The organism is Fibrobacter sp. UBA7003, assembly GCA_002449765.1.
In the GTDB taxonomy this organism is placed as follows: Bacteria; Fibrobacterota; Fibrobacteria; order Fibrobacterales; family Fibrobacteraceae; genus Fibrobacter.
Window position 1 is genome coordinate 257148 of the sequence record DJXN01000002.1, and the last position, 22230, is coordinate 279377.

At 55.2% G+C, this 22230-nt stretch carries 15 protein-coding genes; 3 read left to right on the forward strand and 12 right to left on the reverse strand.

Translation table 11 applies throughout. The annotated features are described in order from the left end of the window. The 6 genes from B2952_RS01600 to B2952_RS01625 all read right to left on the reverse strand — a co-directional run bounded on the left by B2952_RS01600 (position 1) and on the right by B2952_RS01625 (position 11851). A complete protein-coding gene (locus B2952_RS01600; RefSeq protein WP_290735611.1) occupies positions 1 to 1095 on the reverse strand; it encodes a glycosyltransferase in 1095 nt (364 codons plus the stop codon). After that, a complete protein-coding gene (locus tag B2952_RS01605; RefSeq protein WP_290735608.1) occupies positions 1092 to 3671 on the reverse strand; it encodes an NPCBM/NEW2 domain-containing protein in 2580 nt (859 codons plus the stop codon). The genes B2952_RS01600 and B2952_RS01605 overlap by 4 nt, the downstream gene beginning before the upstream one ends. Before the next feature lie 21 nt (positions 3672 to 3692). Beyond that, a complete protein-coding gene (locus B2952_RS01610) occupies positions 3693 to 7106 on the reverse strand; it encodes an MFS transporter (RefSeq protein WP_290735606.1) in 3414 nt (1137 codons plus the stop codon). A gap of 34 nt (positions 7107 to 7140) precedes the next feature. Then, complete coding sequence (locus tag B2952_RS01615; RefSeq protein WP_290731305.1) at positions 7141 to 7689, reverse strand: TlpA disulfide reductase family protein; 549 nt, start codon at positions 7687 to 7689, stop codon at positions 7141 to 7143. Position 7690: 1 nt separating this feature from the next. Continuing rightward, positions 7691 to 8749 carry a hypothetical protein gene (locus B2952_RS01620; protein ID WP_290735603.1) on the reverse strand — a complete coding sequence of 353 codons (1059 nt, stop codon included), beginning with the start codon at positions 8747 to 8749 and terminating at the stop codon, positions 7691 to 7693. Positions 8750 to 8845: 96 nt separating this feature from the next. Beyond that, positions 8846 to 11851 (reverse strand): CotH kinase family protein, encoded by a 3006-nt coding sequence (locus tag B2952_RS01625; protein WP_290735600.1) that lies wholly within the window; start codon positions 11849 to 11851, stop codon positions 8846 to 8848. A 141-nt stretch (positions 11852 to 11992) separates the two neighbouring features. Between B2952_RS01625 and B2952_RS01630 the strand changes: the two genes are divergently transcribed. Both B2952_RS01630 and B2952_RS01635 read left to right on the forward strand, forming a co-directional pair. Further along, positions 11993 to 13192, forward strand: a complete 1200-nt coding sequence (locus B2952_RS01630) for a glycoside hydrolase family 18 protein (protein WP_290735598.1) — start codon at positions 11993 to 11995, stop codon at positions 13190 to 13192. Between the two features lie 85 nt (positions 13193 to 13277). Continuing rightward, positions 13278 to 14840 carry a hypothetical protein gene (locus tag B2952_RS01635; RefSeq protein ID WP_290735595.1) on the forward strand — a complete coding sequence of 521 codons (1563 nt, stop codon included), beginning with the start codon at positions 13278 to 13280 and terminating at the stop codon, positions 14838 to 14840. Positions 14841 to 14842: 2 nt separating this feature from the next. On the opposite strand, the gene B2952_RS01640 is transcribed toward B2952_RS01635, so the two are convergent. From B2952_RS01640 to B2952_RS01655, 4 genes are read right to left on the reverse strand one after another with little or no spacing between them, the layout of a single operon-like run. Beyond that, positions 14843 to 15154 carry a hypothetical protein gene (locus B2952_RS01640; protein ID WP_173365444.1) on the reverse strand — a complete coding sequence of 104 codons (312 nt, stop codon included), beginning with the start codon at positions 15152 to 15154 and terminating at the stop codon, positions 14843 to 14845. Between the two features lie 7 nt (positions 15155 to 15161). Continuing rightward, positions 15162 to 16616, reverse strand: coding sequence for an Asp-tRNA(Asn)/Glu-tRNA(Gln) amidotransferase subunit GatB (gene gatB / locus B2952_RS01645; protein WP_072811297.1), 1455 nt, complete (start codon positions 16614 to 16616; stop codon positions 15162 to 15164). 44 nt (positions 16617 to 16660) lie between these two features. Beyond that, positions 16661 to 17110 (reverse strand): type II toxin-antitoxin system VapC family toxin, encoded by a 450-nt coding sequence (locus B2952_RS01650; protein WP_173366640.1) that lies wholly within the window; start codon positions 17108 to 17110, stop codon positions 16661 to 16663. Further along, the gene (locus B2952_RS01655; protein ID WP_290726809.1) at positions 17107 to 18195 is read right to left on the reverse strand and encodes a hypothetical protein; all 1089 of its coding nucleotides are present in this window, start codon (positions 18193 to 18195) and stop codon (positions 17107 to 17109) included. The genes B2952_RS01650 and B2952_RS01655 overlap by 4 nt, the downstream gene beginning before the upstream one ends. A 128-nt stretch (positions 18196 to 18323) precedes the next feature. Here B2952_RS01655 and B2952_RS01660 point away from each other — a divergent pair, with 128 nt between their 5' ends. Beyond that, positions 18324 to 19700, forward strand: coding sequence for a hypothetical protein (locus B2952_RS01660; RefSeq protein ID WP_290726812.1), 1377 nt, complete (start codon positions 18324 to 18326; stop codon positions 19698 to 19700). Positions 19701 to 19777: 77 nt separating this feature from the next. Here the strand turns inward: B2952_RS01660 and B2952_RS01665 are convergent, their stop codons facing one another. Beyond that, complete coding sequence (locus B2952_RS01665) at positions 19778 to 20551, reverse strand: TIGR03915 family putative DNA repair protein (RefSeq protein ID WP_290731282.1); 774 nt, start codon at positions 20549 to 20551, stop codon at positions 19778 to 19780. Positions 20552 to 20555: 4 nt separating this feature from the next. After that, entirely contained in the window at positions 20556 to 21911 is a 1356-nt protein-coding gene (locus B2952_RS01670) for a putative DNA modification/repair radical SAM protein (RefSeq protein WP_290726818.1), read from the reverse strand. Between the last annotated feature and the right edge of the window lie 319 nt (positions 21912 to 22230).

Below are 22230 nucleotides of genomic sequence, written 5' to 3' on the forward strand. Positions count from 1 at the left end.
TTATCCTCGGGCAAGCAGCCCTTCAACAGCTCCCTGCAACAGGCCCCTTTCTCCGGGCTTCGGGAGCTTGACTTTTTTCTTGAAAGATTCTTCGAACGACTTGACCGACAACCCGTGTTCCGGAATATGGACGGCATAACCCGCCGAAGCGAGTTCACGAGCAAGAGCAAGTTGTTCATACTGGCCTGGAGTCGGGACAAAAATGCAGCGAGCCCCCAAAAATGCCATGTCCATCACGGTGCTGTAACCGCCACGGCTTATGACCCAGTCGGCATTGCGAACGGCTTCCGCAAAAGCCTCCGTTGGCAGGTGCGTGCAAAAATCGACATTGCCTTCGGTCCAGGAGTTGCGCGGAACCTGAGGTTTACCGAGAATCATCAGGTGCCGCCCCGGAAGCGCACGCAGTATTTCGTGCAAGCTCGCCTCGAACCGGGAACGAGCGGGTTCCACTCCCGAAACCACAGCGACGGAACTGTACTGGGCCATACCCGACGGACTCGCCGAGGCTTTGGCCATATCCACGCTAAAACGGGAAAGCGGGCCCACAAACTTGACGTTAGGCTCACTACGGGACTGCAAATGCGACAGCGCCCCCGCATAACCGGGAAATTCCGCCACATCGGGAACCCACACTTCATCGAAATGCCGCATGCGGGCCTCGTGCCAACGGATTCCCACACCTTCGAACGCCGAAAGTGCAGGCGGGAACGCGATTCGCCTCTGATGCGTCATGTAGACATTGTAGGCTTTCTTCGAATAGAACGCGAAACGGTTATCCGAAAACAGGATATCGTAGCCATGGCGATCGACCATTTCTTCGGCATAGCGGTGCTCGTAGCGCATGACCGCATTCAAGTGCGCCGTGTTTTTCAGGAGCCACAGCCCCATGTTGGCACCGTATTTCGGATAGACCACGTTGTATCCGGGAGCAAGGCGCTGCCGCAATCCGGGAAAAACTTCGCGAAAGAAAGCCGCATTCGCCTTGACTACGGCAATTTCCACCTCGGCTCCCTGCGCCATGAACTCCCGTATGACGGGCACGCAACGCGTCGCATGCCCCAGCCCCCAATCCAAAGGGGCTACCAGGATTTTCACCGGGCCTCCAGCCAGGCGTCCGCCCAGTCGCCGTGGTCACAGTCCTTGTTTTCGCCCATATCAATACGGAGCACCAGGGAAGTCGCACCACTGATTTCCACGTCAATCTTCTGCTTTTCTGTCGAATACAGCCTCTTGGAACGGAAGACCTCTCGACCCCCAGCCTCGACAACGAAGGATGCACCGTCGCCACAGGCACTTTCGTCATCCAGCCCGACAACCGCATGCAATACATCGAAATGACGCGGAAGCGTGAACTCCAGGACAGAATTCGCATGGCTACCGATTCCGTAGCGGAAGGGTTCTCCGTCAAGTGTCAGCTTGTGATGTTCCACGGACTCGTTGAGCTGCGGCGCGCCCCAATCCTGGGAGAATCTACCCATCTTGATAGACGAAAGCAACGCCACCGATTCCGATTCGACAAAGAAATCGCGATAAACGGGAAGGGTATCCCCATCGGGCATGGAGCACGAGAAGAAAGCCCTGTTCATGCCTGCACGCACCTTCGTCGAATCAAGCAGCAGCGAATCCGAATCGACGGTCAAGAGCAATTCTCCGTAGTGTTCGCCATTGAGCGTGTAGTCACAGGCGATAGATTCCGGGAAATGCTTGTTCAAGACAATCCGGCCACCGGATTGTTCCGACACGATGAAGTTCTGCGCGTAGTGCGAGACGCCCTTCTTCGAAATAATCTTGTAGATGACCAGCGGATAGCCGAAATCTTTGGAATTCACCAACACGCGCTCGTGCTTGTAGCCTTCCAGAATCTGGTCAATCTGGTCGGTCGTCTTGAAGCCAACCACACGGCTGTCCCGGTTCACCTTGCCGTAGCCGTCCTGACCACGCACCAGGTAGATGTTACCGCCGGACTTCTGCATCCATTCCGCAAAGACTTCGGTACTCCAGCCTTCAAAGGTGCGCTCGCTGAAAGCGCTATGCCCTTGCGCAAGCATCTGCCACGGGCGCGCATAGATATACACCGAATTCTTGGGAAACTTGGATAGTTCCGTATTCAGGAATTCCTCTTCCCCAAGCAACCTGTTCTTGTAATAGAGCATGTTGTTGCGGTAACTCGGGGCATGGTACACCATAAGCCCAAGCGTAAGGAGGCAAGCAAGCCCCATGACAATCGTCGCGGCGGCGTCCTTGCGCATCTTGGTCGAAAACTCGAGCGCATCATAGAGACCGAGCGCCATCAAGAGAGCAAACATCGGAAGCGCCACCAGCACGTAACGCTGGTTGATATCAATCGTGAACGTTCCCGACACATTGAACATGATGACAAAAATCTGGAGGCAGAAGAATATGCCCAGGATAAATCCGCGCACATAGCGGCGGAATACAACCATGCGGACAAGGAGCCAAATCGTCGCCAACAGAAGAATCACAGTGAACGTCGTATAGAACGGGTTCGGGAGGATTCCACCAAAGTTCGGGTCTTGCATCATCTTTACAGGACCCTCGAACAGGTTCATGTTCAGCATGACTTCCAAATTGGTTTTCAGGTTGAACCACAGGTTCTCAAACGAGTGCGCCGCATGTTCCCCGCCCTGGAAGTCGTAGCCGCGATAGGCAGCCATGTTGTTGACGCTGGGCCAGCTCACCGCAATCACGGCGGCAACAAAGGCCGGCAGGCGGTATGGCTTTTCGAGGAAGTAGCGGTAGTAGTAGAGCGCGAACGGAATAAACGCAAACACCGTCTCTTGGCGGGTCTGCGCAAAGAATCCGAGCAGCGGGACCGTCAGCAAGAAGTGTTTCCACGTTACCTTATTCGTAGGTACGAACGCATACCACGCCATGAGGAAAGCGAGCAGGCAAATGTAGAGCACTTCGGTAGATGCCGAGCGGGCCTGCAGCAGGTAAATGGGCATGCCGCCCAAGAACGCGGTCGCCGCCAGCGCGAGCCTGCCGCTCCTGAACCACTTGGAGAGCGCGAGGAAGAACGCGATGAGGCTCAGGATATAGAACGGGTAGTTCACAAGCAGCGCCGTATCGCGATTCGGTTCCATGAAGTTAAACACGAGCGAATACACGAACCCGAGCGCCTTGCCCTTGAAGTTGTTCACTTCCGTCTTGCAGTCAAGAACACCGTCGGTCCATACGCCTTCGTTACAGATGCCGCCCGTATGCTGGAAATACATCTGGAGTCCCATCGATTCCCAGCTCGTCTCGTCGCTCAGCACACGGTGCGTGTTGCTGATGTTGCCGAACATGAACACCGAAAAAAGGATCAGCAGCACTAGCAAACCGCATAAGCTCTTGCCCTCGGGCAAAAAGCCCTTTATGTTCTTTGCAACGAAGGGCATGTTCACCACGACACCCGCAACCAGCAGAATAAATGTCGAGAGGATGGCGTAGTAGCCCCAGTCAATATCCCAGCGCCTTGCAAACGAAACGGAAAGGTTATTGAATATGAGGAACGCGGCAAGCATCACGACAAGCGTCGTCGCAAGCATTACCGCCTGCGGTTTGCCCAGGCAAAGGGATTTCACCCATTCGCGCAGGGACTCCGCCACCGATTTCCGATTATTCTTTTCTTCTTTTACAACAGTATTTTCACTACTCTTTGCACTCATACAAATCCTAATGTTTCACTCCTAATTTTGTATTCCCAACCGTTCCATCGCAATTTTCTTGCCGGTCTGCACGTCGCTCTTGCCGCTACCGAGTTTCGGAAGCACGTCAACCTTCACCACGGCACCGGGGAGCATCAGCGGCGGGAGTCCCACCTGCTTGAGCATGTCCTTGACTTCGTCTTCGGATTTTTCGCCCGCATACACGAGTACGATTTTTTCGCCCTTGGAGCCATCGGGGACAGCTACCGCGAAGTGGTCAATCTCGTCGAACAGCGAGCATTCCGAAATCTTGAAGTCCACCGACCCGAGGCTCACCATCTCGCCACCGAGTTTCGCGAATCGGCTGTAGCGGTCCACGATCGTCAGGTAGCCGTCCTCATCAACATGGCCCTTGTCTCCCGTCTTGTACCAGCGCTTGCCATTGATGACCGCAATCGCCTGCGCAGTCTTTTCCGGATTCTTCAGATAGCCCTTCATGATTTGGGCTCCACCGATAAGGATAAGGCCGTCCTCGCCCACGCCGAGTTCTTCCATAGTTTCCGGATCCACAATGCGGAACTGCGTTCCCGGAAGCGGAGCGCCGACGGTACCTGGCTTGTTGCCCTCGATAACCGTCTTGTAGTCATCCATGAGCACGTCCTTCGTGTTCACCGCCGCCACCGGAGTCGTCTCCGTACAACCGAAACCCTCGAAAATCTCGAGTTTGAACTTGGTACGGTACAGCTGGCGCACATCCTCACGAATCTTCTCGGCGCCGGCGTAAATGCTACGCACATGCGAGAACATCAGCGGATGCACAGCTCTGTTCAGGCCCCACATGCGCAAGAACGTGCCCGTGGCCACCATGATAGACACCTTGAACTGGGCGCACATGCGCGACACGAGCCTTGCATCCGTCGGGTCGGGGCAAGTCGCCACCGGCACGCCTTCCACAAGGCAAAGCATCGTCGTGATGGAGAACCCGAACGCATGGAACAGCGGGAGCGAACCGAGGAACACGTCTTCCGCGGTCGGCAGAAGCACGCTTTCGCACTGTTTGATATTGCCCATCAAATTAAGATGCGTGAGTTCCACACCCTTGGGGCGGCCTTCGGAACCCGAACTGAAAATGATAGTTGCCACGTCATCAAGCGAGACCTTCTTGAAGAAGCGAAGCTCCAGGTACCACGCGGGCAAGAGCATCACGCGCAGGAAGTTCTTCACGAGCGTCGACTTGTGCAGCTGCCCCTTCAGATCTTCCATGTAGTAGACCTTGTACTTGTCGAGCAGCACTTCCATCGGGAGTCCCTTCTGCTTCAACTTCTCGACAAACACGCGGGCCGTGATAATCGTCTTCACGTCGGCCACGCCACAGCAATAATCCATCGTGTCGGGTGTATTCGTGTAGTTCAGGTTGTAGACGGTTTTGCCCTTGAGGAGGCACGCCATGTTCACGATGATGCCCGGACCGGACGGCGGAATAAGCACGCCCACCTGTTTTTCGCCCTTCGTGAGTTTTTCAATCATCCCAGCAAACGAAAGAGCAGCAGCGGCGAGCGCATATGCCGAGAGGTGGTTTCCATCCGGGCTGAACACGGCAGGACCGCTACCGACACGTTTGGCAGTGCGAATCCAGGCAGAGGCCACCGGACGCAGCTTGCGGATGTAGGTGGTCCACGCGGTAATCGAAAGTTCCTGCACGGCGCGCTTCACCATCATCGGGCTCGAGTCGAGCGGAAGTTCATCACCAAAGGCAACCGTCACGATTCGTCCGCCGCTATGCACCATGTCCTTGAAGCCGGCATCGGCCATGGAATAGCTGCTACCCCACAGGCCCTGCACATAGAACGGCAAAAGTTTCACGCGCGGAACATCCTTGATAGCCGTAGAATAATCCAAACGGAAGCGGTTCATGTTGCCGGTCGAAGTCATCGCATTTTCGGGGAACATCACCACAGCCTCCCCGCGCAGGAGGGCCTTCCTCGCTTCCTCCATCGCTGGCCCCGGATTCGAGATATCGAGGTCAATCGTTTCCATCTGCGAAAGCAGCAACTTGACATACCACTTTTCGAAGGGGCGGCGCGTTATGACGAAACGCATCGGACGCGGGCTCGCCATCTGGATCATGGCCCAGTCGATATAAGAGATGTGGTTACCTACCAGGAGCACCGGACCTTCCCACGGTATATTCTGCACGCCCGTCACCAGGAACTTGTAGTGTATCGAGAGCACGGAGCGCAACAGCTGGCGAAGCAAAGTCTGCGGCATGGCCCAAAGCGCCCAGATTGTCCCCGCAAGGCAGACGACCCCGAGGATGAAGAAGAGGTTCATCCGGTCGAATGCGAAATAGCGGATCGCCACAATCGCAAGCACGTCGATAACGATAATGCAAAGGTTCTGCACCACGTTCGAAAGCGAAAGCACGTGTCCGGCAGAGCGCGGCTTCGTGTTGTAGAGCATCGTCGCAAACATCGGGAGGGCGAAAATGCCGCCGCTGAACCCGAGAAGCGCGAACGCGATTGCATTGTAAGGTCTCGGAATGAGCGGGATAAGGAACAGCAGGATCGACGCCCCGGCCGTCCCCATCGGAATCAGGCCCATCTCGATAAAGTCCTTCGACATACGCATTGCGAAGAAGAACCCCGCAATCAAGCCAATCGCAGCACCGAAAATGGCGTAATTCGCAAGGATATCTTGATTAAACAGCGACCCCGAGCTGAACTGGTCCTGGATGACGAACACCATGAGGAATATCATGACCCAGAACATCGCCTGACCGATAATCGCCTGACGGAGCGACCTGTTCTTCCACGCCTTCGCCATCTTGCGTCGCGCATACTTGGATGACAGGTAATACTTCCAGGGGAATTTGAGGTCCTTGTCGTAAGCTCCGATTGACGGGAGCCTAACGGCAAAGAAAATAGCGAACAGCTGCAGAGCACCAAGCGTGTAAAGAACCTGCAGAATCATATTTTCGCGGACAGCGAACGCAAGAGCCACGCCCGTAAAAATGAGCCCGAGGAAGGTGACAATCATCAAGGTGCCGCTGCCGCCCGCAAGGAACCGCACGCCGACCAGTTCCTTCAGGTAGCCATTCTTGGCCGGGCTCTGGAACGCCTGCAGGACAAAGAACAGGGCGATTCCCCCGAACATCATGCGGAGGTCATCAAGGTAGGCGCCAGCACAGAACAGGCCCACCACAGGGAGCGAGAGCAAGGACGTCCACAGGAGGATGCGTTCCTTGGGATACTTGTCCGAAACAAAGCCCGCAGGAGTCAGCAAGAGCACGCAGGGCAACAGGAAAAGCAAATGGAGCACATAGAACTGCCACGAGCCCGTCGCCGTAAATCCCATACGCGAAAGCACAAGTTCCGTGTAAGCAACCAGCGCAGTCGACACCGCCACCTGGGTAAACGCAAGTCCAAAAAACGAAAAGGAGCCCTTGATTTTTTTCATTTCGGCAATCCCCCGAAGTTAAAAATGTTGTGCGCTAAAGGCCGTTCCCCTTGAGCAGTTCGACATAGTCATCCCCTTCCTCACCCACCAGGATTTTCACCTTGAGGTTCTTGTCGACAACTATCGTCTTTGGAAGAGTGATGTTCTGGCCCGCTTTGATGAGTCCAAAACCTTCCGTCATCCGTCCAAATGGATCGGTAATGGCGGGAAGCTTGTCGGCAGAAATCTTTTGAAGGAACGACAGCACCTTGGAAGGTTCCTTTTCGCCCACATTCACCAACACGATTCCCGTTTTCGCCTGCGCAAGTTCAGCCTGATGAGCAACAATCTGCTTCAGCCCCGCACGGCACGGGACACACCACGTAGCGAAATACACCAGCGCGACACGGTCATACTTTTGCACCAGACGTTGAAGGTGAGTCCTCGTGAAAGGCGTATTATCATTCTTGAGTTCACGCACGGCAAACCACGGGACCGAATCCTTTATCTCAGCCGGGAGAGGCAATTTCTGGGAATCGGCAGCAAAAGACGCCGGAGCAAAGAATGCAGCAAGAACCAAGAACACCACAAACAGCTTTTTCATATTACCTCGCAATCCATCGACCGAGTTCTTTCATCCACTCAGCAATCAAGTCGCCCTTGTCGATGCTATTCACAATCTTACCCCTGGCTTCGTTTTCGTCAAAACGGCCAACCCCCTTGAGGGTCGCGCCTAGAGTAAAGTAAGTTTCTCCGGAGCAGGAACTGCCGTTCAGGGCGACGACCTCGGTACAAGTGATTCCAAGGCCGCCTTCCTTGCATTTCGGATCCGAAAGTTCGAGGCTGAGCACGAGCCCCACCTCACATGCCGAATCCAGCATCGTCTGCAAGAAGACCTTCTTCGAAAGTTCCTGGAAAATCTTCGTCGCCTCCTCCGCTTCCAACGAGCCATCATAGTAGACCTTGTAGCGGCTCTTGAAGTCGTTGTAGCCTTCGAGCGACTTCTTGTAGTTTTCCTCAATATCGCCGTAGCCGTCCTTGAAGCCTATCGATTCCAAGACGAGAACTGCAGCCTTGTACTTTCTGTAGGCATCAACCATGATGTCGTAGTTGCTGAACTTTTCAAGAGGATGCGTCGTCATGTCGAGAACCGCCATCGACGAGACCAGCGCGTCGCGGGCGCTCTGGTAATCCTGCCTATAAGGCTTCGCCGCATCTTCACGGGACATACAGGCCACGACACCCGTCATGCCGTCGCGCGCAAGCGTCGTCATGGGATGGACGTCCTGCATATTCCGCAGCTGGGCCGAGACCTGCGATTTCATTTCAAATGAAGACTGTATAGCTTCCGAGCCGTCGCTGGACATGTCCTCCTTTCGGATAGACGTGTTGGCCGCCTTTACGGAACTCTGGATTTGCTGTGCGATTTTCATGACGGCGATATTGAGCGCTTGGTCGTAGTCTTCTGCAGTCCCCACACCCTGCAAGCTGCCTTCAGGGCACGAATGCATCTTCAGTTCCTGCATGAGAGAGACCTTGGGTGGAGGCTGCGTACCATAGGACGGATTCGTCGCGGGTTGCGGATCCTGGGATGCGCACCCGAAAAACATCATGGACGAAAACGCCACGAGTACAAGACTGGGGATACAAGTTTTACATTTCATCGTGCTACGAAAATAAATATTTATCAACCCTCAGTCAATCCAAAAAGAAGGGTGCAGGCCTGAGCCGGCACCCTTTGGGGAGTAGATGAGAGTTGTTTAGCGGAAATTCGCCGTAAGAGTCGTCACTTCGCCCGGATTGAACGTGCGTGTAGCCTCTTGGTTGCCGTCGCTCCAGCCCGCGAATACCGAGCCCGACTTCGGAACCGCAGTCACCGTCACGGGAACATCCCTGAAGAAACTTGCCGCAATGCTCGACTGATCAAGCGGGAGGTTATGCACCCGTATTTCGCCCAAACCCTGCACAGACAACGTTGTTTTCACCGTTTCACCAAGATTGAAGTACTGCTGCATCTCGCTCATAATCGTCTGCTGGCGGCTCTGCGCGAAACTCTTTATCTTCTCGAGATTCGTGCCGAAGGAGCCCGCGTTGTAGCCCCAGAATTCGGCATCGCGAGACATTTCAGACTGCACCTGGCTCTGGAGCGCGTCAATCTGCTTCACGAGACGGTCCGCAGCGAAGTTCATCGAAAGGAGCACGCAGAATCGGTTGATGAACGCCTTCTTGAAGCCTTCGTTTCCGAGCAGGCGAATCATGAGAATCGTGTGTTCCGAGATGGAACCGCCCGACTGTTGACCACCCTGCTGGCCCATGCCCGGCATCATCATACCCATGCCGTTCGTACCGTTCGCATTGGTCACGTAGCTGAACACGTTACTGTTCTGCGTATTATAGCCGGCGCCGAATCCGAAGTCCACATCGTACAGGAACCACTTCCACTTGCTCTTCTGGCTAGCCACACGCCATTTCTTCATGTTGTTGTGCGGCCAGTCGCCATTATTCACGAACATTTCCGCCGCCATGTAGTTCATGTAGTTTTCCACGTCGACCTGTTCGGCAATCTTGTTGTAGTTCGCTTCGCTTGTAAGCTCGTTGCCCTGCAACCAATCAACCATCGCCTTGTAATCGGTAGAGGAACCCGCACCAGCCTCGTTGCTAGCATCAAGAAGGTCAATATCGTTCGGGTCGAGCCCGTAGCGCGTTTCGTAGTAGTATTCGCTATTGCGTTCACGCAGGTCATGGATGCCGTAGTACTTGCCATTGTAGTACACTATCACATAGCGCCCGTGCTGGTAATCGACACCCAGGCCTTCCGTCATCTGGGTTCCGATGCGGTCGCGCACGTAGTCGTCACCGCTGTTGTTGCCAAAATTCCTGAGCGAGAATGCCTTGAACTTCTTGAGTTCCGGATAGTCCGGGAAAAGCGGGTATTTGAGGCGCTTGTTTCCGTATTCCTCGCGGAGCGTCACGGAGAAGGACTTCTTCTCCTTCGCGCGGCTGTACTGGCCCGAAATCTTGTAGTCGCCCATCACGCCGAACGCGGGTGTCTTCGGGGAACCGGGCTCGAACATTTCCACATACACGGGAAGTTCGCGGTTGCTCCAGAAATTCGCACCGTACTTCGGGTCCATCATGCTTGCGCTATTGCCCGTCATGTAGAGGCCGGAATCGGCGCTGAACATCGAAAGCGGGTCGGTCGTCACGAAGATCGCGGCGAGGGACGGCTGCTGTTCGAACACGTAGGTACGGATAATCTCGTCGCTCGGGTAGCTGCCGTCGGCATAGGTACGGCAACGGAACACCGTCGTGGAAGAGACGTTCAGGGACTGCACCACGGGGGAACTTGCCGTAGCTTCGGCACCGCCCTGCTCGCAGCGCGTGCCCGCCGGGAACGACACCGCGACCGGAGAAGAATAGAAGCCCGAAGGCGGAATGTTCACCTCGCCGGACTCCGCCTGCACGGCAAACACCTCGCCTGTCGTGCTACCGTAAGGCGAAGGAGACGCAAATCCCCACTTGCCCGCAGCATCACGCGACCAGGAAGCCCCCGTCGGGACCGCAGAATAGCTCACGGAATCAAGGATGCCGTTATCCTCATTGACAAGGAAAAGCGAGCCCGAATTTTCGGCCTTGAAGGTTGTGTGCGGTTCGTGCCCGCGTTTGCGCGCGATATACGAGGTAATCTTGATCGTCGTGGATTCGCTGCCCGCAGTCTCGGTCGCAAACGTCGTTGCGGTAATGTTGTTGCGGTTGATCTCGCTCGCATTGTCGCTGAGCCTCACGTAGTACACCGCAGAGGAGTCGCCCGTACCGCGAAGGTTCTTGCCGCTCCAGTCGCTCATCGCATCGCCTTCCTTGAAGTTCAGGCGAATCTTGTGGGTCTTGGTAATGAACCCGCGCACCACGAGCTGGTCGGCATTGCCCGGTTTAGAAGCCGCATTGACAACCACGCGCGTGTACGAGCCCTTGTTCGGGGAGACCTTCACCACGGCACCAATCTGGTTCACGCCGCCCTCGTTATAGCACAGGGCTGACTTGCCCGGCAAATTTTCCGCATTCGTAGTCGTTGCTCCAGCTCCGGCACCGCCATCGGGATTCATACCGCCGCCCCAATCTCCAAAATTAAAGCCGTTCATACCGCCCGAAGACGATTCAGAACTGCAGTTAGTCCCAATCATGTTCACGGAATCGGAAGGAGCGATGTAATCTGCATAGTTCTTTCCCGAAAGGAACACGACCATGTGGCTCTTCGCGGGGACCGTCGCATTGCCGAACACCCAGCGGCGCGGGTATTTCGCGTCATTACTGAGCGCAACGCCCTTGAGGCTCACCGGAGCGTCGCTCGTGTTGTAGAGTTCGACCCAGCCCGGGTCGTTGCCGTCGTTATCCTTGAAATTCGCGTTCTCGGGCGAAACTTCGGAGAAAATCACCGGGAAATTGCCCACGTAGGTAAGCGGTGTATCGACCGCGACCATCTGCTGGTCTTCACCAGGTAGAGGGCCATCGTGCGAGCCATCGTCCTTCTTCGAAGAAGAAGAGGGAACAAGAGTCCCGTCGCCACCCTGCGAAAGCGGCAGTTCGCCCGCAGAACTCGTCAAGACGGGCTGGCCGTCCTCGCCAATAATTACCTCGCCGCCGCTAGAAAGGCCTTCGGCACCCGAATCGGGAGAAACCGGGTCCGTCCCGGAGTCGTCGGAGCATGCCACCACGCATGCCAAGCCAAAACACACCATGCACCAGAAAAATGACTTCCTGATATGCATACCCTAATTATACCCGCAAAAATGTCGTTTTTCAAGAAAAAACGCGGCTTACACGCGATTTCTCCATCGCAAAAACGGAACATTTCACCCCTTTCAGCACATCACGGGACTATTCGCCCCAAAAAAGGATATATTAGGAATATGAAGGTATTTTTTCTCCTCTTTTTGACACTCGCGGGCGCTTGCTCTTCATGGGCAGAACCGCTGTTTATCGGCTACTATCCCGACTGGGGAAAGTGGCACAAGCCCGCATACACCGTAGACAAGGTCCCGTACGAAAAGCTGACTCACGTGCTGTGGAGCTTTATCACGCCGGATACGGACGGTTCGCTCAAGGGCGATGCCGCAGACGACCCGAGCGCTCTCGACAAAATGGTTACACTCGGGCATGCCGCAGGAACAAAGGTCATCGTATCGCTCGGCGGTGGCGGACAGAGCGAAAACTTCGTGCCCGTCGCATCGGACGACGCGCTCCGTCAAAAGTTCATCGCGAACCTCGTGAAGTTCGTCGCCGACCACAACCTGGACGGCCTCGACATGGACTGGGAATGGGAATACAATCCCGTGCCCGACGCCGACACCATCGCCTACAACAAGCTACTCACGGAACTCCGCGCGGCACTCCCCGAAGGCAAAACGCTCTCGGCAGCGCTCCCCTGCTCGCAATACTACGGCAAATTCTTCACGCCCGAAGTCCTCGTGAAAAACCTGGACTGGCTCGGGTTCATGACCTACGACATCACCGGCGACTGGGACGAAAAAGCCATGTTCGATTCGCCGCTCTACCCGCACAGCGGCTACACCACCTGGTCGTGGGAACAGACCCGCGACTACTGGAAAAAGCGCGGCGTCCCCACCGAAAAGATGGTCTTCGGCATACCCTCCTTCGGGTTTGAATTCAAGGGAGCGACGGGCCCCGGCACCGACTTCACCAAGGGAACCGCAAAGCAAGTCCCGTACAAGGATATCGTAACAAACCCCGAATGGGAATTCTTTTTCGACAGCGTCTCCGTGTCACCTTACGGCGTATCTTCGACCGGCTACGTGACCTTTGAAGACCCGCATTCCTCCGCCATCAAGAGCCGCTGGGTCAAGGATAACGGCTACGCGGGCATCATGGTGTGGGAAGTCTCGCACGACTACATCGAAGGTACAGGCAACCCGATTCTTGACAGCATCGCGGTAGTTTTGCGCGACGGTTCCACCGACGCAATTCCATACGCCCGAAAGGTCAAGGCCACACCGCAGCACCGCCAGCAAAACGCCACAGGCAAGCAGGTGGACGCTCTCGGCAAGAGCGTGAAAAGCAAACCGAAGTTTATCCGTATTTTCGAACCTTAAAAGACCCATTTTTTTACTTGACTTTACGCAAATTCTGTATTAGATTAATAACATCGGGTCTTTTCCCGAAAGGTGTGTGGATTATATGGTGAAAAAATATCTCGCGGGCGCCGCCCCCGTTATCACAACTGCGGCATTGGCAACAGGCATGCTTGCCGCAATGTCATTTGCGGCAGACCGTTCCGTCGCGCTCAACAAGGAAATCGAATCGCTTGAGCCCATGAAGGGAATCGTGTTCTGGCCCGACCAGGCAAAAGACCAGAGGGACCTTCAAAAATCCATCTCGCTCGAATTCTCGTACTGCCTCCCCTGCGCCGTGGTGAAGGGCAAGACCGACGACAAGATTGACTACGACTGGAGCAGTTTCGAAAAGATGCTCGACGATATCGCGAGCCGCGGGCACCAGGCTATCGTGCGGTTCCGCATCGAGTACCCGAGCGCAACCATCACGAACGCATCGGGCTGCACCGAGAAGGTGAAGGGCGCCACCGCAGTCCCCAACTACATCAAGGCGAACAAGTCCTACACCGAGACGTATTCCGAAGACCCGGGCGGCGACGGCCCCACCTACTATGCCGACTGGAGCAATAAGGAACTCCTGTGGTTCTACAAGCAGTTCTACACCGACTTTGCTGCAAAATACGACAAGGATCCGCGCATCGCATTCGTGCAGGCGGGTTTCGGGCACTGGGGCGAATACCATATCTACGGCACCAAGCTAAACTTTGGTGTCAACTTCGCCACCAAGGATTACCAGGCCGAATTCCTGACGCATCTTGATAGTTTGTTCAAAGAGACCCCGTGGAGCATCTCCATCGATGCGGCAGACAACAACTACACGCCCGTCGCAGGCAACAAGACATTACTCGCACTGAATTTCGGGCTATTCGACGATTCCTTCATGCACAAGGAACACGACATTTCGCAGGGCAACGGCGACAACGAGCGTAACTGGCGCGACCTGGGTACGGACCGCTGGAAAACCGCTCCCGGCGGAGGCGAAGTCAGCTACTACACCGAAAAGGACCAGCGCGAGTTCCTGAACCCGGCAGGCCTTTACGGAGTCACCTGGGAAGATGCCGCCGCCAAATACCACATGACCTACGTGATAGGCAACGACGCGCCCGAAGGCAGCTTCGCCACCAAGGAACGCGTGTACGAGGCCAGTTCCTATGCAGGCTACAAGTTCGAAATCACGGGCTATGCGGTCAACGGAATTTCTGCAGCCGTGCGCGTAAAGAACATCGGCATCGCACCGCTTTACCACAACGCCTACGTGACCGTGAACGGCGTTCGCAGCGAAAAATCGCTCAAGGGCCTCCTCCCCGGCGAAGAAGCGACCTTCACCGTCGTGGGCCTCACAATCGGCGATAGCGAAACGCCCGAGCCCACCATCACCGGCGACAAGCTTTTGAAAGACGCGACCATCCCCTACAAGGCAAACCTCAGCGCAGACGCCGAAGTCATCGCGGGGCTTATCGAGGAAGGCACCACCGCCATCGGGCGCGGCATCCGCGTAAACAGCGCCACCGAAGCTTCTAACAAATACGGCTGCGACAAAGTCCGCATGACCGACCTCAAGGGCCGTACGCAAGGCAACTCAAAAGAGTCGCCGAACAAAGCGTATTACAAAATTACGGGAAAATAGAGCTACCGCTTCGGGTTGTAGTTGTTCATCAAGACCATCGCCAGCGCTACACACAACATAATAACGCTACCGACAACGACCTGCTGCCGGTGGTCATAATCACGTTTGATGTATTTCGGGTCTTCTTCGTTCAACTCCTGAAGCGTAGGCCCCTGGGCAAGTTTCGTCGAGTCAATTCCGCAGATTTCTGCAATCTCTTCCTCGGTCATGTTCAACGTGCTCACGCCGAGGCTGTCGCACTTGTTCGGAACGTCTTCCGCAAGGGCAGGAAGCGCAAAAAACAGAACAAGCAAGACAGCAAACGCAAGACGCATTAAGGCACTATTCCTTCGCGAGCTTGTCGAGAATCTGGTTCACGAGACCCGGATTGGCCTTGCCGCCGGACTTGCGCATGGTCATACCCACGAGGAAGCCCTTGAGCGCGACCTTGCCTGCCTTGAATTCGGCGAACTGGGCGGCGTTTTCGGCACACACGGCACGGACCACTTCTTCGATGGCACCGGTGTCGGTCACCTGCACCAGGCCCTTTTCCTTCACGATGGCTTCGGGATCCTTGCCGGTCTCGAACATCTCGGCAAAGACCGTCTTTGCAATCTTACCGTTGATGGTGTTGTCGGCAATGAGGTTCACGAGCTTGCAGAGGTCTTCGGGCTTGATCTTGAGGGCGCTGAGGCCGCCTTCCAGTTCCTTCACCTTGGCAAGGAGTTCAGTAATCACCCAGTTGGCGAGCACCTTGCCGTTCTTGCAGTTCTTCGCGGCAGTGTCGTACCATTCGCTCACGTCGCGGTCTTCGGTCAGCACCATGGCGTCGTATTCCGAAACACCGAAGTCGTCCATGAAGCGCTTGCGGCGGGCATCCGGCAGTTCCGGAAGCGTGCGGCGGATTTCTTCCACGAAGGCCGGGTCGGTCACGAGGCGTACCATGTCCGGTTCCGGGAAATACTTGTAGTCGTGGGCGTCTTCCTTGGAGCGGATGACGATGGTCTTGTCCGCATTGGGGTCGTAACGCTTGGTGCATTGTTCCACTTCCTTACCAGCATCGAGGGTCGAGGCCTGCAGGTTCATTTCGCAGTACAGTGCCTTCTCGAGGTTCGTAAAACTGTTCAGGTTCTTGATTTCGGCGCGGATACCAAACGGAGCGTCTTCGCTCTTGCGCAGAGAAATGTTGCCGTCGCAGCGCATGTTGCCGTTTTCCATGTTGGCGTTGGAAACGCGGGTATATTCCAGCGTCTGCTTGATCTTCTTCAGCACGAGCACGGCTTCTTCGGGGCTACGGATATCCGGTTCGGTCACAATTTCGCAGAGCGGAGTGCCGCAGCGGTTCGCGTCGAAGTGGGATTCGGTCGGGCTCATGTCGTGGATGAGCTTGCCGGCGTCTTCTTCCATGTGGATACGGGTAATGCCCACGCGCTTCTTGGTGCCGTCTTCCTTGACAATCTCGAGCCAGCCGTTCTTGCAGATCGGGTGGTCGTACACCGGAAGTCCGCCCGTCTGGGTAATCTGGTAGCCCTTCGGCAGGTCCGGATAGAAGTAGTTCTTGCGGGTCCACATCGCGTTCAGGTCGATTTCGCAGTTGAGCGCAAGCCCAAGGCGAATCGCGTATTCCACCGCCTTCTTGTTCGGCACGGGCATGGCACCCGGCATACCGAGGCAGACAGGGCAAACGTGCTTGTTCGGCGTCGTATTCACTTCGATTTCGCAGCCGCAGAACATCTTCGTCTTCGTCGCGAGCTGGCAATGGATTTCAAGACCGATAACAGGACAATAGTTGGACATAAAAACTCCGTAATTTTACGGAGGGAAAGATAGCATTTTTTTTGCTAGACTTCGTCCAAAGTCACGACGAGGGCGTCGGTAAGGGTGCGGAAATTCGCACATTCAGTAAGGATGCAGTCGGCGCCGTTCACAAAAGCCGTCGCGAGGCGCAGGGATTCCGCTTCGGTAATCTTGTGGTTCGTCTTCTGCGAGGCAGCATAGAGTTCAGCGGCCTTTACGGAAACTTCGGCATCTACCGGACACACCTTCACGTTCGCGGAATGTTCAAAGAACTCGCGGTACTGGCGAGCGAGTACGCCCTCGTTCGCACCGAACGCCTTGCGGCTAATCTCAAACAAAGTAATGGAAGAAACAAGAACCTGAACGTTCTTCTCGTACACCATGTCGAGTACGCCCGACACCGCCGGGTAGTAATCTGGATGCATCTGCAACAGCCGGACCAGCGGGCCGGAATCCAGGAAAAGAACGCGGCTCTGTCCGATATCCCTTATCACTCGTAGATTTCCATGTAGGCGATGTCTTCGCGCATGCCGGCACGCACCATCTTGAAGCGTTCGGCCTTCGGGTAGTAATACCAGATCATCCACTCGCCCGCCATGTCGGTGCGTTTGGTCTTGATAGCGATGGGCTTTTCACCCTTGTAGAATTCGCGCTTGTGAGGAATCACGTGTTCGAACGGGCGGTAGGTATGCACGGTCTCCCCCGCCTTGCGTTCGATGAAGCCGTTCCCGCCCTTGCTCCAGGTGATGTAGACGGCGCCATTTTCATCCTTCATCTCTTCGCAGCTATCGAAACCGCTGCCGCACCAGAAGAACTTCTTGTACTTGAACTGGACCTCAGGCATGTTGAACTTCGCAACCTTGCGGGTATTGCCCTTGTAGTTGTCGTAATCGCCTTCAAGCTTGTACTGCCCCGCATTATACTCGTTGCAGCCGCGCTGCGCGACCTTCACCTTGCGGCCCGTAACGGCGACATCCACGGTGCAGCCATCTTCCTGATATGCGAAGCGAGCGTTGCGGCCCGCCTCGCGAATTTCGAGGTTTCCCATCTCGATTTCAGCACGGTTGCCTTCCGGACCGTTCTGGATAACCACGTCGAACCGCTTGGGGTTGTTCGGGGACTTTTTCAGATAAACGCTACCCGTCGCGGAGGCGTACTCGCCACTCAGGTCGAGGGATTCCTGCTGGAACCGGGCAAGTTCCGCGCGGCGCACCCAGGCGCTTCCGTACTTGCACTCGATTGGGACGTACTTCGGCGGTTCGCTCGATTCCACCTCGACCCAGGTTTCCACCTTTTTCTTTTTGACCTTCGTCTTGACGCGTCCCTTCTTGTCCTTGACAGGGCGGCCCTTCTTGTCGGTCACCTCGACCGTTTCCTTGACCCAGGTGACCTTCTTTACTTTATCCTTGGGAATCGGGAGTTCCTTGATCCAGTCGGACTTGGAAAGTTCACCAACAGGAGCGGCCTCGTTGACCTCGTTTCTTACTTTCTTATAAACAGGAAGCGTTTCCTGCGCAAGCGCAAATGTTACGAACAAAGCGGTGGCAAAACAAATAATTCGTTTAAGACTAATCTTCATGGCACGAAAAATTAACTTTTTTTGTAAAAGTTGAGGTAAAATCTCCCATTTTCGGAAGCAATTCGCCCATTTGTCCATTGTTTTTTCTAAACTTTCGGCATATTAATTTACAAAGGAGAATTCCGAAGATGAAAAAGATGATCCTCGCTTCTTGCGTTCTGGCTGCAGCAGTCTTTGCTGCCCCGGAAGCAGCCCCCGAAGCAGCACCCGCTGTCGAAGCTCCCGTAGCAGAAGCTCCTGCAGCCGAAGCTCCCGCTGCCGAGGCCCCCGCCGCTGAAGCCGCTCCTGCAGCCGAAGCTCCCGCTGCCGAGGCCCCTGCCGCCGAAGTCGCACCCGTAGCAGAAGCACCTGCAGCTGAAGCCGCTCCCGTAGCAGAAGCTCCCGCCGCTGAAGCACCGGCAACCGAAGCCGTCGCCGAAGCAGCCCCTGCCGAAGAACAGGTCGCAGCCGCCGACGAGCAGAAGCCCGCCAAGAAGAAAAAACGCCGCAAGAAAAAGAAAATGATCAAGAACGCCGTGCTCGAAACCCCGAAGCTCGCGTTCGATATCAATGCCGACTTTGAATTGGAAGCTGGCAAGGTCTTCTGGGCAAGCGAAGAAGACGAAATGAGGGACAACCTCGAAACGTGGAACGGCGAAGCCAACTTCGCAGTCCTCGCCGAAGGTGAAAACTTCAAGGGCAAGATCGCCGTAGCGTTCTACCCCGGCGACCTGAAGGACGAAGGATTCGCCGACAAGGACGCCAAGAAGAAAGCCTTCCGTAACGACGAGAACGGCAAGCTCGACGACTACTACTCCCTCGACGAAGCCTGGGCTTTCCAGGAAAACGACCTGATTAACTTCAAGGTCGGTCGCTGGGATAACACCGACAAGAACGGTGACTACTTCGGTGGCTACATCGACGGCTACCTGAACGGTTTCATGTCCACGCAGCCCTCCGAAAACCAGCTGCAGCTCGGCATCACCCCGTCCGAAACGATGGACCTGAACGTGTCCTTCATCAGCCAGTCGGCAAACCTCGACAAGGGTGACCTCCGTGCCGTATTCAACTTCCACAACCTCGAAAGCCTCAAGGACCTGAAGATCCAGCTCGGCTACCGTAGCAACATCTTCGACATGGTCTACGACGCCGACGCTACCGTAAAGCACAACGTGTCTCTCAAGTTCAACGTCCCGCTCTCCGAGAACTTCATCTCGCTCTTCGGTGAAGCGGCCCTCATGAACATCAGTGCCGACGACGACCTCGTCATCCCGCTGACCGGTGGTATCTCCATCGTCACGCCCATCGTTGACCGCATCATCGTTGAAGCCGAATACGTGGGCGACCGTCACGAGCACAAGGACTTCCAGAGCAAGTTCGCAGCCAAGCACGTGAAGGACGTTCTCGGAGCCATCTACCTCGAGAAGGCATTCACGGACCGCTTCAGCCTCTCCGCCGGCTTCCACAGCTACGGCAGCACGAGGGACTTCATGCTCTCCGGCAACCTCGTTGGCCGCATCAACTAAGTCCAAGCGCCTAGAATTCGAAAAGGGCCCGCCAATCGGCGGGTCCTTTCATTTAAGAGGTTTGGCGAGGGCCGGAGTTACAGCGCGGGGACGCAGACGGTCTGCCGCTCGGTAAGGTTCTTCCAATAGCGTACGGGAAGGCAACGGCGCAACAGTTTCGGGTTCTCGCGTTCCTTGATGGCGATGGATTTGTAGTAATCCTGCCACAACTGAGTAAAGGAGTCGCTTTGGATGGCATCCGTCAAGGCGGTCGCATCGGGCAGGGTCACAACGCGACTTTCTCCCGTTCGGTCATGCAGAAGGGCATACTTCCGTCTCTCGTCGTAGATGACCCAGTTCTCATTGGAAAACCTGTTGCGGAAATGAGGTTCGATGAGGAGGAGGACATCATATTTCGGGTCGATTTTCGAGACGTAGAAGTTCCCGGGAGCTTTCGAAAAACGGACCATGCCGAGAAGCCCCCCGGCCTCGTGACGCACCGAATACGCAAGCTTGTATAGCGGGAGCATTTCCGTCGAAGCCACGTTCTTTGCAAAATTCGGATCGTCACCCGCAAACAACTTGCGAAGGTATGCGAGAATCTTCATCTCGACCCCCGGTTCTTCCGAAAGGAACGCCGCATACAACAGGTTAAGCACGTCATCGCCCGCATAATTCACGACGGCGCGACGGAGGCGCGAAGCAGATTCGTCGTTCGTCTCCACACGGAAGTTCTGCTGAAACAGGTCCCCTGTCGCTCCCGTGTCGCGGTCAGGGACAAAGCTTTCCACATCCAGATGCTGGGAATAGATTTCAAAAACGGCGCTCAAGAAGCCATCAAACGAGGAATCGTAAGAAATACAAAGAGACATGGTGTTATCCTGCTGCTAGAAGGTGTGGTTTTGGCAAGGAGATCCCCGCCTTCGCGGGGATGACATTCGTGCTGGGGAATACAGATGGCAACGAGTTTGTTGTTGCGGGCGCGGAAGGCAACAGCAGAGGCGTGCTATCGAAGAGGTCGAGCTGCTGGGTCTTCGAGGGCGCAAGCAATAAGGGCCGGATCATCTCGGGATAGAACTGTCGCACTCCCGCGGGAATGTCGGGATGGTAGATGAAATATTTCGCACGCTTCAGCACCACTCCCATTTTCTTTAGTGTTTCGAGGCGTATCTTGCAATACCTGCGGCTCGAGACAATCAGCTGGGCGGATTTCACCCCGATTCCGGGAACACGCAGGATCATTTCGTAATCCGCCGTCTGCAAGTCGACCGGAAAGAATTCCGGATGACGCAACGCCCACCCCGCCTTCGGGTCAAGATTCAAGTCCAGGTTCGGATGCTTCGCATCCAAAATTTCGTCGTAATCGAACTTGTAGAATCGCATGAGCCAATCCGCCTGATAAAGCCGATGTTCCCGCAAGAGCGGCGGCTTCGTCGTAAGCGCGGGGAGGCGCTTGTCCGCATTTACCGGCACATAGCCCGAAAAGTAGACGCGCTTGAGCCGCTGCTGCCTGTAGAACCCTGCTGACAGCGTGAGAATTTGAAAATCCGTTTCGCCGGAGGCCCCTACAATCATCTGCGTGCTTTGCCCCGCAGGCAAGAAGTTCGGTGTATACCTCCCCCGCGAACCCCCGTACTCAATCTTGCGTTCGGCAAAGTAGTTCATAGGGGCATAAACCGAAGCGTAATTCTTTTCAGGAGCAAGATAGGTAAGCGAACGCTCTGACGGGACCTCGATATTCACACTAGTGCGATCCGCATAAAGTCCCGCTTCGTGAAGCAGCTTTTCGGACGCTCCAGGAATACTCTTCAAATGAATGTAGCCGCCGAACCTGTGGACCGTCCGCAATTCCTTCACGACTTTCACAAGACGTTCCATCGTGGCATCGGGCGACCCCACCACCGCAGAACTCAGGAAGAGCCCCTCGATGTAATTGCGACGGTAAAATTCGAGAGTCAGGTCAATCACTTCCTTCGGCGTAAATGTCGCACGCGGAATATCGTTGCTGCGACGATTCGCACAGTAAGCGCAGTCGTATTTGCACGCATTCGAAAGCAGAATCTTCAAGAGCGAAATGCAGCGGCCATCGGAAGACCACGTGTGGCAAATTCCCGCCGGACAAGCATCGCCAAGCCCCCTCGGAGGCGCAGATCGCCTGGAACCACTCGATGTGCACGAAACATCGTATTTCGCTGCAGCAGAAAGAATATTCAGTTTTTCGCGGACATCCATATCATACTCATCTTTTCACTTGAACTTTTGTGCAGTATAAATATAATATCTAGTGTACAAAAAAGCAAGTACTGAATAAAATTTTAAGCATTGATGCCGCAAAGAGGCGCCTCTATAGCTTTTCTTGGAATCTAGTTATAGACAAAACCTATTAGTAAGAAAGATATAAGCAAAATTCCTGCGTCTTCCGTTATTTCCCTATTGAAAAGGTAGGAATAAAATCCTAATTTACTCCACGTCGGGCGGAAACGCCGCCCAGAAACTTTAAAACCTAGAAACAGCAAGACGAAAGATTTGCGAAGGCAGGATAGCTTATGAA

What these genes read in the sequence shown, in the direction of transcription:
- B2952_RS01605 (WP_290735608.1), bottom strand. Translation starts at nt 3,671, where the DNA reads ATGAGTGCAAAGAGTAGTGAAAATACTGTTGTAAAAGAAGAAAAGAAT.
- B2952_RS01610 (WP_290735606.1), bottom strand. Translation starts at nt 7,106, where the DNA reads ATGAAAAAAATCAAGGGCTCCTTTTCGTTTTTTGGACTTGCGTTTACC.
- B2952_RS01615 (WP_290731305.1), bottom strand. Translation starts at nt 7,689, where the DNA reads ATGAAAAAGCTGTTTGTGGTGTTCTTGGTTCTTGCTGCATTCTTTGCT.
- B2952_RS01620 (WP_290735603.1), bottom strand. Translation starts at nt 8,749, where the DNA reads ATGAAATGTAAAACTTGTATCCCCAGTCTTGTACTCGTGGCGTTTTCG.
- B2952_RS01625 (WP_290735600.1), bottom strand. Translation starts at nt 11,851, where the DNA reads ATGCATATCAGGAAGTCATTTTTCTGGTGCATGGTGTGTTTTGGCTTG.
- B2952_RS01630 (WP_290735598.1), top strand. Translation starts at nt 11,993, where the DNA reads ATGAAGGTATTTTTTCTCCTCTTTTTGACACTCGCGGGCGCTTGCTCT.
- B2952_RS01635 (WP_290735595.1), top strand. Translation starts at nt 13,278, where the DNA reads ATGGTGAAAAAATATCTCGCGGGCGCCGCCCCCGTTATCACAACTGCG.
- B2952_RS01640 (WP_173365444.1), bottom strand. Translation starts at nt 15,154, where the DNA reads ATGCGTCTTGCGTTTGCTGTCTTGCTTGTTCTGTTTTTTGCGCTTCCT.
- gatB (WP_072811297.1), bottom strand. Translation starts at nt 16,616, where the DNA reads ATGTCCAACTATTGTCCTGTTATCGGTCTTGAAATCCATTGCCAGCTC.
- B2952_RS01655 (WP_290726809.1), bottom strand. Translation starts at nt 18,195, where the DNA reads ATGAAGATTAGTCTTAAACGAATTATTTGTTTTGCCACCGCTTTGTTC.
- B2952_RS01660 (WP_290726812.1), top strand. Translation starts at nt 18,324, where the DNA reads ATGAAAAAGATGATCCTCGCTTCTTGCGTTCTGGCTGCAGCAGTCTTT.
- B2952_RS01665 (WP_290731282.1), bottom strand. Translation starts at nt 20,551, where the DNA reads ATGTCTCTTTGTATTTCTTACGATTCCTCGTTTGATGGCTTCTTGAGC.
- B2952_RS01670 (WP_290726818.1), bottom strand. Translation starts at nt 21,911, where the DNA reads ATGGATGTCCGCGAAAAACTGAATATTCTTTCTGCTGCAGCGAAATAC.